Source organism: Lacinutrix sp. (assembly GCF_037625555.1).
Classification (GTDB): Bacteria; Bacteroidota; Bacteroidia; order Flavobacteriales; family Flavobacteriaceae; genus Lacinutrix.
Genome location: NZ_JASJHV010000098.1, coordinates 1 through 3,571, shown reverse-complemented (window position 1 = coordinate 3,571; position 3,571 = coordinate 1). Strand labels below are relative to the sequence as shown.

General features: G+C 29.7%; 4 protein-coding genes. All 4 read right to left on the bottom strand.

Annotation, left to right across the window (positions count from 1 at the left end; genetic code table 11):
• On the bottom strand, positions 1-530 hold a 530-nt coding region (locus tag QNK89_RS08155; RefSeq protein WP_340170515.1), incomplete at its 3' end, for a prohibitin family protein.
• 20 nt (positions 531-550) lie between these two features.
• Entirely contained in the window at positions 551-2,584 is a 2,034-nt protein-coding gene (locus tag QNK89_RS08150) for a VWA domain-containing protein (protein ID WP_340170514.1), read from the bottom strand.
• A 107-nt stretch (positions 2,585-2,691) separates the two neighbouring features.
• Positions 2,692-3,108, bottom strand: a complete 417-nt coding sequence (locus QNK89_RS08145; RefSeq protein WP_340170513.1) for a hypothetical protein — start codon at positions 3,106-3,108, stop codon at positions 2,692-2,694.
• Between the two features lie 34 nt (positions 3,109-3,142).
• The coding region (locus QNK89_RS08140; protein ID WP_340170512.1) for an SDR family oxidoreductase at positions 3,143-3,571 on the bottom strand (429 nt) is incomplete at its 5' end.

The window sequence follows — 3,571 nt, the reverse complement described above, 5'->3', positions numbered from 1 at the left end:
AAAGTTACATCTCTAACTAAAACCTCGTTAAGTTGAACGTATTGCTTTGCTAAAATTGTTTTTGTTTCAGCAAAAATTTCATCTTGTATAGCATCACGCTTACTTGAGTATAATTGTTCTGGTGTATAACGTCCAACTACACTTCTTGCTGCACTTCTAATTGCTGGTTGAATTACGCGTCCTAAATAATCTTGACCAAGCGATTGGTGCAGGTTACCTAATTGATCGTAAACAGGCTCATACCAAGCAGATGCATCAATCTGAATTTCTAATCCGTTAGAAGATAATACCTTCATTTTTTCAAATAACTCTTGCTGGCGAACTTCATAAACAAATACTTTATTCCAAGGTGCTACAATATGAAAACCTTCACTCATAGGTGGCTTATCTGTTACTACTCCTTCTCCAAAAGTTTCGAAAAGCACTCCAGCTTCACCAGAATCTATAGTTACAGCAGATTTAGCTAAAACAATAACTAGTATAATTGTTCCTACTAATATTGGTAATCCAATTTTTGGTAATTTTTTCATTTTTTCTTTTTTGTTTTTATTTATATTAATCCGTTATATTTTCTCATAAACCATTCTATAGCAAGCGATAAAGCTATTAGCACTAGAAGGTATTTCCAATCGATTAAAGGTACGATATTTTTACTGATTTTTTGTATTGGTTTATAGCGTTCATCTTTTGCTAAATCTTTAATTAGGGTTTTATAGTTATTTACAAAATAACTAGTTCCATTACTTGTATTAGCAATTGTATTTAATTTATAAATATCTGCATTTAAAAATTGTTGCTCTACATTGTATTCAAGTATTTTAAAACTACCAGACTTCGAAATATTTTCGCTAGTAGCTTTTACGCTAAAGTCGTAATCTGAAGCAGGTAAAGCACTTAAATCTACTTGGTAATTATTGTTTTTTAAAATAAAAGGTATCGTTTTTGTTGATTTATTTAATTTATCTGTAACAATGATGTTTAAACTTTCATTAACGTCAAACTCATAGTTTTTATTAAAAAACTGAGCAGAGATTATAATGTTACTAATACCTAAGTAGAAAGATTCATAATCTATATTTAATCTATTTTTTCGCTTATTTGATGCTAAGTATTGAACCAACTTACCAGTAAAGTTATCGAAAGCATTAAAGCTATTGTTATTAATAAAACTTTGAGCTCTCCATTTCCATAGGTTTTCACCAAACAAAACAGCTTCTCTTCTACCATTAATCTCGAATGTTGCTAAAAGTGGCTCATCTGTACTTATTGAGCTTACTTTCTTAAATAAAACACTTTTAAAAGGCACTGAAAAATTAGGTTCACCAAAGTTAGCTAATATTGGAGGAAAAGATTCAAAATCTAAATCATCTATAATAAAAGAATTGTAATTCGTGTTTAAAATAGGTTGATAATCTTCAGTCTGTGAAGTGATATCATGTTGGTAATTTTCGCTTACTTTATTTAAAAACCTAAAATCTGTTTTAGCTCCAGCAATCACAAATTTATTTTTATTCTCAAGCTTTAAAGCCTCAAACAAATCCTTAAACAAATTATTTGGCTGATACACTATAACTAATTGCAAATCATTTAGTTGTTTTATTGCTTCTTGAGAGCTTAATAATACTACTTTACGCTGTTCGTTAATTTCTATACTCTTTTTAAGCATGCCTATATCTGGATGTAAAACTGAACTTACAATAGCCACTTTCGTTTTTTCATCTACTACTTCAACAGCAAAATTTTTGCTGTTATTTGTTTTGTTTTTTTCTGAAGAAATTGATACTAGCGATGCTTTATAACTTTTTACTCCAACACTATTTGCAGGTAATGTGAAATTTAAAATTTTAGAATTATCATCTTCAGTAAAATTAAGATTCTTAGAAAAAATAGTTTTACTACCACTAGTAACTTCAAACCTAGTGGTAACGTTTTGACCTCCAGAATAAACCAAAATAGCTTCTACTGGAAATTTATTTTTTAAAAACGCATATTTATTAACGTTAAGCTGCTTTAGTTTTAAATCTAAATAACTTGCAGTATCACCTACAACTATTGGATAAACTGGCTGGCTGTATTTTTTTGCTGAATATTCGTAAGTATTACCATATGTTTGGTTTCCATCTGTAATAATTATAGTTGGAGATACTGTTTTTTTATAAACTAGATTTAACTCTTTAAAAGTATTATCTATGTTGGTTTGTTGTTCTAAAAAGGATAATGAATCTAAAACATTAAGATTGTTACCAAAAGAAAACATATCTATATTAAACTTTTCGTTTAAAGCGCTTTCATTCTTTAAACCTTCTATTATGTTTAGCACATTATCTTCTTGATTTAAATGCCTGATAGAACTAGAGTTGTCTACAGCAATAACCAAATTAGGCTTTTCTACATAAACCTTAATTTGCTCGAACTTAGGATTGATAAGCAGTAGCAAGACACTAAAAATACTTACAAAACGTAAAAATGCAAAAAGCACATTTTTTTTTGATGTGCCTTTTGCTTTAAATTTATATTGGAAAAGCGCTAATAAAAGTGCAACAATTCCAGCTAATATTATATATAATAGTGTTTGTGTTGCCAACTATTGCTTTACTTTTAGAATATTGAATGAATACATAAAACGTTTTATACTGGTGTTTTTATCGTTATCAGTTAAGCAAATTACTTGTGTAATATACAATTGAGTTTTCAACTAAATAAGCCTTCATTGACTTCGATTTTTATACTTCTTCCAGGATAGCCATTTAATCTTATTTTGTTATCAAAAATTAATGTTCCATTAATATTTTTTACTGCTCCTGATACAGCACCATCTAAAACGTTAGTATTATACTCATCATCTGCGTCCTTGAATTGTGATTCTGGATAATCTAATCTAATTACAGAATATACAATATTGTGGTCTCCAGAAGTTGGTGTATGCATAATCATATGCATCTTAAGTGCACCTAGGGCTGTTTCTACATCTTGCACTGTTCTTTTAGGCTCTTCTGGAAAATTTGCAACAAAAGCTAAGTCTTGAGAGTTATAATTTATCCAGTCTTGAGCATTTACAAAGATTGTTGTAGCTATAAAAAGCGTAAAAACAAAAATTAATTTTTTCATGGTTGGTTATTTATTATGATTAATAGTAAATTTATTAAGTTAGCATTCCGCCATCAACATTTAATGTCTGTCCTGTAACATAAGCAGACATATCGCTTGCTAAAAACACACAAACATTGGCTATATCCTCAGGAGTACCACCACGTTTTAAAGGAATTGCATTACGCCATCCTTTTACAGTTTCTTCATCTAACTTTGCAGTCATTTCGGTTTCTATAAATCCTGGTGCAATGACATTACTTCTAATATTTCTTGATCCTAATTCTAGTGCTACAGATTTAGAAAAACCAATTATCCCTGCTTTAGAAGCTGCATAATTAGTTTGCCCAGCGTTACCTTTAACGCCTACTAGAGAACTCATGTTAATAATAGACCCTTTACGCTGCGTAAGCATTGAACGTTGTACTGCTTTTGTCATGTTAAAAACAGATTTTAAGTTTACTTCAATTACTTTATCGAAGTC